Below are 7047 nucleotides of genomic sequence, written 5' to 3'. Positions count from 1 at the left end.
AGGCGCGCCGCAGGCTCGCACGCGCGCATAAGCGCGTGGCGAATGCCCGCAACGACAACCTTCACAAGGTCTCTTCGCGACTCGTGAACGAAAGCCAAGTGCTGGCTGCGGAGAGTTTGAGAATCATCAACATGCTGAAGAACCACTGTCTGGCGGAGTCAATAGCTGATGCCGCCTGGAGCGAGCTCTTCCGAATGATTGCCTACAAAATGAAGCGGGAAGGAAAGTACTTCGTGCAGATTGATACCTTCTTTCCCTCTTCGAAGACGTGCTCCTGCTGCGGCTTCAAGCTGGATAAGCTTGATCTGGCGAAGCGCGAATGGACTTGCCCGCACTGCGGCGCTCATCATGACCGCGACGCCAACGCTGCGGCCAATATCCGGGCCGAAGGCATCAGAATATTGAGGGCGGAGGGGCTACCCGTCCTGCGGAGAGAAATGTCCTCTCCTAAAGCTCGCTGAGGTCGTGTAAATCCCGGAGACATCCGGGTTGTGACCGAAGAAGCGAGAAGCCTCGCCCAATTCGAAGAATTGGACGAGGAGTAGTCACGGAAAGCTCAAAGCATCAATTGAAGACGATCGTCATGACGATGAGCATGAGGAGCGCGCCGATGACGGGAATCGCGGTTCGCCTCACGAGCGCGAAGGGAGAGAGCCCGGAGCAGCCTGCCACAGCGACCACGCAGGCCGTGATCGGCGACATGCAGCGCGCAATGCCGGTCGAGAGCTGCATCGGGATGAGAAGGAGCGTCGTGCTCACGCCGAACTGCTCGGCAAAGCCCGGCACGAGGGGCGCGAAGGCGAAGAAGGGAGCATTCCCAGACCCCATCACCACGGTCGCGACGGAAATGAAGGCCGTCATCACGATCATGATGGCGTAGGCGGGGAGACCGAGGTTCTTCGTGCCTTCAATCAGCGTGTCGATGGTGCCCGTTGCCATGAGGCCCTTCGCAAAGAGTTCGCCCGCGACGATGAGCGTGATGACGGTGGCGAACTGCTTGCCCATCATGAGGAAGAATTCCATGCCGGTGTTGAGGACTTCCTTAGCGTTCTTGCGGCAGAGCTCGCAGACGATCGCAATGATGAAGGAAATGAACATCGCCGTCGGGACGTCGAGCTTCACGCTCGCGATCACGAAGGGATTGAAGACGATGAGGAGAACGAGCGGAATCGTCGGAAGGAGACCGTACCAGACCGGAGCATTCTTCGTGTCGACGCTGTCGGCGGTCTTCACGTCGCCCTCGACCTTCCAGGCTTCAGCGCCGTCCTTCTTGTCGAAATACTTCTGCGTGAAGTAGTGGAGCACGGCAATCGTGATGCCGACCGCGATGCCGACCGGGATCTGGTAGTCGATGAAGTAGGTCATCGTATCCATGCCGGCGACCTGGGCCGCGTAGTTCGCGGCGCCCGAGGTCGGGCCCATGTCGAGGCAGGACACCGTGGCGATGAGTGCGGCCGCGGAAAGCGGCGAGTTCCCGAGGCGCACGAGCACCGGGTAGAGCGTCACCATGAGGAGCATCGCGAGGCCCGAGGCGCTCGGAATGAAGAGGTCCGCAAAGGCGCCCACCACGTAGCTTAAGGACAGCACCAGGTAGGGGGACTTGAGGAGTCTGAGCGGGCGCGAGAGGTAGTCGGCCATGATCGCGGAGGCGCCGATCAGCGACATGTAGCGCGAATAGCCGGCGGCCGACATGATGAGAAGACCGATGCCGGCCGTGCGCGACGACATGATCGACGTGATGCACTTCACGAGGTCGAAGCCGATGAAGCCCGTGCTCGAGACGCCCTTGGGAAGGATCTGGGCGCCGTTGGGAAGGAGCCCGAGAAGATCCATGACGACCGCTCCTGCGAGGAGGATGAGGCCGCCCAGGAAGAGGACGAACTGGGCTTTGAATTTTTTAAGTAGGATCCGGACGATGACGATCGTCACGATGAGAGAGAAGATTACGCCGATCATGGCTTTTCTTCCTTTTTTGCTGGGTGGTCGGGTCTGAGAGGAGAGGTTGTCCTGGAACGTCGCCGGGAGATGCCTTTAGCGGCGTCCTTTTCCGACGATGCGCGGCAATTTTTCCAAAAGTGCGCCCCCGCGGCATCGAACCAAGGTTCAAAGACGGATTGAATTGCGCTCCTCAGAATTGCTTCTGGATTTTTTCGGCAGCGCTGACATGAGATCCGCAGAGATTCTCTTCAAGCTGTCTTTTTCAAAGGAGCCCGTTATGTCGACCCAGCCTCGCGAGGAACTTCTTGAGCGCTTCCTCCGTTATGCCGCAATTTCTTCCCAGAGCAGCCTGAAGACCGGATCGGTCCCGAGCTCGGAGGGCGAGCGCGTGCTTGCCGAACTGCTCGCGGGGGAACTCCGCGCCTTCGGACTTGAGGATGTTGAGGTTTCGCCCTATGCGGTTGTGACCTCGAAGCTGCCCTCGAATCTTCCGGAAGGAAAGAAGGTTCCGGCGATCGGCTGGATCGTGCATATGGATACGGTCGACGTCGGTCTCTCTCCCGACATTCATCCGCATGTCGTCCGGAATTACCAGGGAGGCGACATTCTGCTGAATCCGGAAAAGGACATTTGGCTCCGTACGGCCGAGCATCCGGAAATCGAGCGCTATAAGGGCGACGACATCGTTGTTTCGGACGGGACGTCCGTTCTGGGCGCCGACGACAAGTCGGCCATCGCGAACGTCATGACGCGCTCGACATCGTGATCCGTGAAAATCGTCCCCACGGCGACATCTACATCTGCTTCGTTCCGGACGAGGAGCTCGGCGAACAGGGCGCGAGAAAGCTCGACCTCGCGAAGTTCCCGGTCGACTGGGCCTATACGATCGACTGCTGCGAGCTCGGAGAAGTGGTCTGGGAAACCTTCAATGCGGGAAACGCCAAACTGACCGTCAAGGGAATTCCGGCCCACCCGATGTCCTCGAAGGGCGTGATGGTGAATCCGACCCTCGTCGTCCATGACTTCCTCAACATGCTCGACCGTGCCGCCACGCCGGAATGCACCGAGGGACGCGAAGGCTTCATTGTCGTGAAGGGCATCCAGTCGAACCCGTCGAAGGCCGTCCTCACGATGAAGATGCGCGACCATAACCGCAAGCTCTATGAAGAAAAGAAGAATCTTCTCAGGGCCGCAGCGGAATTCCTGCGCGTGCGGCACCCCAGAGCCGGGATTGAGCTTTCAGACTCCTACGCGAACATAGCCGACGCGGTGACGAACGAAAACCGCCGCGGCATCGACTGCCTCTATCAGGCGCTCGAGGAAACGGGCGTTGAGGCGAAGACCAAGGCCATGCGCGGCGGCACGGACGGCTCCTACCTTTCCGTCAAGGGCGTGCTCACGCCCAACTACTTCACGGGTGCGCACAACTTCCACAGCAACTGCGAGTTCCTTCCCATGTCCTCATGGGAAAAGAGCCTCGGCGTGACGCTGAAGCTTATGGAAATCGTCGCTCGCGGAGAGTAAGAGTAGTCCCATAACGGCGGGCGCTGAAGGATGCGGCGTGTTCACGCGCGAAGCTTCAGCGCCCGTAATGTTTATGGAGTTTTTCAGGGATCTAAGTCTCTTTGAAAAAACTGCTGCCGCAGAAGCAATGCTCACCGGCGAATCGGATGGTCCGAGAGGTCGAAGCGGGCATAAAGCGCAAAAAGTCCCCGCAGCCATTCCATTGCCGGGACGCCGTCCATCCGTTCGTGCCAGATGAGGCGCGTATAGAAGGACTTCGGATCCTGTTCGCTCCTCGATGAGGGCATCATGACGGGGATGACGGCAATGGAAGACGCAGCAAGCTTTTTCTGCATGCGGATTGCCGTCTGAAGCGGCAGGATCGCCATGAAGTCGGTGACCTGGAGTATCGACGGGACGCACAGGAAAAACGGCACCGTTACTGCGCAGTCGAGGAAGCTTTCACCGAGGAAGTTTTTTTCGTCAAGAGAATAGAGGAGCGGGTCAGTGGACGTTTCGTTTGAAATCCGGATTTTTCTCCAGCACCTGAGGTCGTCGAGTCCAATCGAGCCTTTTTCGCGCCAGAGGGCTTCGAGCGGGTGGCCGGAGCGGACGCATACGGCGTAGCGGACCTGATAGAGCCTCAGTTCCCGGATGCCCGGAGGAAGCTCTCTTGAGGACGGGAAGATTGCACAGTCGAGCGTTCCTTTTTCGAGCTTTTGCGTGAGATCGTGCGTGAGCTGGGTGATCTCAAGCCGCGCATGCGGCGCGAGCCTGAAGAAGGCTTCAATGACGTCCGTCATGACGGCGAAGATCGCGTTGTCAACCGCCCCGATGCGAAAGGTCCGGGTGAGTGTTGCCGGATCAAAAATCTCGGTCTGCCCGAGCTGGGAAGCGCGGTTGACGAGGTCGATCACCTTGGGATAGAGCTGTGTTGCGCGTTCCGTCGCGATGAGTTCCGGCATGGATCGCAAAAAAAGACGGTCGCCAAAGGTTCCCCGGAGTTTCTTAAGAATTCTCGAGGCGCGCGAAAGGCTGATGCCGCAGCGGAGCGCGGCGCTCGAGAGCGAGAGCTCCTCATAAATTCTTGCGAAGAACCGCAGGTCTTCAAGCGTTAATTCGGAGAGTTTCTCAGAAACCGCAAAAGTCTCAGGCATATCTTGCAAATTCCTTCACGTTTCTCACCATGGTACCGCGTTGAGCCGGTTTCTACACTTCAACGCAATTCAGACAAGCAGTTCGTTCGCCTCGTGCAGCACCACCCTCGGAGCACCGGGTTTTGACCAGAACGCACGCTTTTAGAGAAGCCTTAACTTCAGAAAAGGAGAAGCATTATGAAGACACGCATGACCTGGATTGCCGTAGCCTGCGCCGCGGTCGGAATGGCTATTTCGTCGGGCGCCTGGGCGATCGGCGGCGCATCGGGCCCGCACGTGGGCTACCCGACAACGGGCAAGATTGGCGCAGTCATCCTCAACCCGTACGAACTCGCTCCGCTCACCGCCGTAATTAAGAATGGCGGCTACACGCTCACCGATGTGTCGGTGCGCATTGTTCCGAAGGAAGGCGGTCAGGAAATCAAGTACAAGGTGAGCGACACGCAGGTGCGCACGCACGGCGGCATCCCCGTCTTCGGTCTCTATCCGGACTACCGCAACACGGTTGAGGTTTCCTACACGCGCTACGCCAACGGCAAGTCGGAGCGCGTTGAGAAGGAGACCTACCGCATTTATGCGGGCCCGGCGAACATCCGCACCGCCGGCTATGCGGGCGTGACTTCCGTCTTCCCTAAAGCAGAGGTGAAGAAGATGGATCCGGCTTTCTCGGACCGCCTCTATCTCATCAACAACATGATCGCCGCGACGCCGGAATCGACCCGCGCCGTCTGGAACAACCCGATGGGCGGCGCGCTCGAATGGAACCGCTACCCGCAGAACGCCATCTACGATACGAAGGGCGAACTTCGCTGGTACATGGATCCGTCCACAATCTTCAACTATCACGACATCTACCGCGCCGGCATTATGATGGGCTTCCGCCAGAATAAGGACGGCGCCTTCACCTGGGGCTACGGCCAGCGCTACGTGAAGTACGACCTTATGGGCCGCGAGATCTGGAACCGTCGTCTTCCTGACGGCTACAACGACTTCTCGCACGCCATGGATCCGATGCAGAACGGAAACTACCTGGTGCGCGTGGCCTCCTCCGACCATGTCCGCGCCGACGGGAAGCACGTCCGCACCGTCCGCGACGTGATCATTGAGGTGGATCCCAACGGCAACGTGGTGGATGAATGGCGTCTCTTCGACATTCTCGACCCCTATCGCGACAATGTTCTGAAGGTACTCGACCAGGGCGCCGTCTGCCTCAACATCGACGCTTCTCAGGCCGGGAAGACCCTTTCGGCTGAGCAGCTCGCCGAACAGGACAAGAGCGACAAGTTCGGCGACATCGTGGGTTCGGGCGCAGGCCGCAACTGGGTTCATGTGAATTCCGTCGACTACGACCCGACCGACGACTCGATCATCATCTCTTCGCGCCACCAGTCCGCGCTCATCAAGATCGGCCGCGACAAGAAGGTGAAGTGGATCATGGGCTCGCCCGAAGGCTGGAAGAAGGAGTTTGCCGACAAGGTACTGACGCCTGTTGATTCGAAAGGCAACAGGATCAAGTGCGAAGGGAGCAAGTGCGAAGGCGGGTTCGACTGGACCTGGACGCAACACACCGGCTGGCGCGTCGATTCGATGTCCGACAAAAAGACCTTCATTCTTTCCGTCTTCGACAACGGAGATGCCCGCGGCATGGAGCAGCCGCCCCTTCCCGACATGAAGTATTCCCGCGCGGTCTTCTTCAGAATCGATCAGGAAAAGATGACCGTCGAGCAGATCTGGGAGTACGGCAAGGAGCGCGGCCACGAGTGGTACAGCCCCGTTACGTCGCTGACCGAATACATGCCCGACAAGAAGTCCGTCTTCGTCTATTCGGCAACGGCGGGCGCGTCCTTCAACTTCAAGACCGGCGCCTTTGAGTCTGCGCCCAATCCCTACATTGATGAATTCAAGTGGGGCGAGAAGGAGCCTTCCGTCGAAATCCAGTTCAAGGGAACTTCGGGCTACCAGGCAATGCCGGTGGATCTTTCGAAGGCCTTCAGCCAGTAATGGTGATGTGAACCCTCGGGATCCCTGAGATTCTCTGCCGCTCCGTGCGTCTTCCGGGCTGGTCCCGGGAGGACGCACGGAGTTTTTTTGGTGCGCCCGGCAGCACACGTGTGTTTATGTGGTGAAAGTCCACTGGCCGCCCGAGAAGGGGAAGGTCTAGCGACTCGGCAGACATTGAGTTTCAGAGGCTCTACCCACGCATCAGCTTCGACGTCACGACGTGCAATTCGCCTGACGACTATATGCGGGGACAAACGGACATCATGTTCTACTACGGTCCCGTCGCTCAGCCGCACCTGGTTGCATATTGGGTTTCGAACGCCATTCTCATTTCTTGCGCCTCCCCCAAATATTAACGAAGCCATCATTTAGTTGATGCAACTCAGATAACATTATTGATTAACTTGAATTTTCATTGATCCATACGTAACTAATGGATGATTGCCTT

The 7047-nt window shown here is 58.3% G+C and carries 6 protein-coding genes; 4 read left to right on the top strand and 2 right to left on the bottom strand.

The genetic code is table 11. The features are described 5' to 3' along the window. Positions 1 to 461: RNA-guided endonuclease TnpB family protein (locus tag GBM95_RS10500; protein WP_152159046.1), on the top strand; the 461-nt coding region annotated here is incomplete at its 5' end. A gap of 103 nt (positions 462 to 564) precedes the next feature. On the opposite strand, the gene dcuC is transcribed toward GBM95_RS10500, so the two are convergent. Continuing rightward, positions 565 to 1956: a C4-dicarboxylate transporter DcuC gene (gene dcuC / locus GBM95_RS10495; protein WP_152159045.1), complete on the bottom strand. Its 1392-nt coding sequence runs from the start codon at positions 1954 to 1956 to the stop codon at positions 565 to 567. Between the two features lie 259 nt (positions 1957 to 2215). On the opposite strand from dcuC, the gene GBM95_RS12780 reads away from it, so the two are divergent. Together GBM95_RS12780 and GBM95_RS12775 are read left to right on the top strand one after the other, a co-directional pair. Then, entirely contained in the window at positions 2216 to 2704 is a 489-nt protein-coding gene (locus tag GBM95_RS12780; RefSeq protein ID WP_226963283.1) for a zinc-binding metallopeptidase family protein, read from the top strand. After that, positions 2701 to 3462, top strand: coding sequence for a peptidase T (locus GBM95_RS12775; protein ID WP_226963282.1), 762 nt, complete (start codon positions 2701 to 2703; stop codon positions 3460 to 3462). The genes GBM95_RS12780 and GBM95_RS12775 overlap by 4 nt, the downstream gene beginning before the upstream one ends. A 131-nt stretch (positions 3463 to 3593) precedes the next feature. Here the strand turns inward: GBM95_RS12775 and GBM95_RS10485 are convergent, their stop codons facing one another. After that, positions 3594 to 4598, bottom strand: coding sequence for a LysR family transcriptional regulator (locus tag GBM95_RS10485; protein WP_152159044.1), 1005 nt, complete (start codon positions 4596 to 4598; stop codon positions 3594 to 3596). Between the two features lie 177 nt (positions 4599 to 4775). Between GBM95_RS10485 and GBM95_RS10480 the strand changes: the two genes are divergently transcribed. Beyond that, on the top strand, positions 4776 to 6599 hold the full coding sequence (locus tag GBM95_RS10480; protein ID WP_152159043.1) for an aryl-sulfate sulfotransferase: 1824 nt from the start codon (positions 4776 to 4778) through the stop codon (positions 6597 to 6599). Positions 6600 to 7047 lie beyond the last annotated feature (448 nt).

Source organism: Sutterella seckii, assembly GCF_009183815.1.
Classification (GTDB): domain Bacteria; phylum Pseudomonadota; class Gammaproteobacteria; order Burkholderiales; family Burkholderiaceae_F; genus Sutterella; species Sutterella seckii.
The sequence above is the reverse complement of the archived record's forward strand: the minus strand, read 5'-3'. Positions and strand labels throughout refer to the sequence as shown.

What these genes read in the sequence shown, in the direction of transcription:
- GBM95_RS10480 (WP_152159043.1), top strand. Translation starts at nt 4,776, where the DNA reads ATGAAGACACGCATGACCTGGATTGCCGTAGCCTGCGCCGCGGTCGGA.
- GBM95_RS10485 (WP_152159044.1), bottom strand. Translation starts at nt 4,598, where the DNA reads ATGCCTGAGACTTTTGCGGTTTCTGAGAAACTCTCCGAATTAACGCTT.
- dcuC (WP_152159045.1), bottom strand. Translation starts at nt 1,956, where the DNA reads ATGATCGGCGTAATCTTCTCTCTCATCGTGACGATCGTCATCGTCCGG.
- GBM95_RS12780 (WP_226963283.1), top strand. Translation starts at nt 2,216, where the DNA reads ATGTCGACCCAGCCTCGCGAGGAACTTCTTGAGCGCTTCCTCCGTTAT.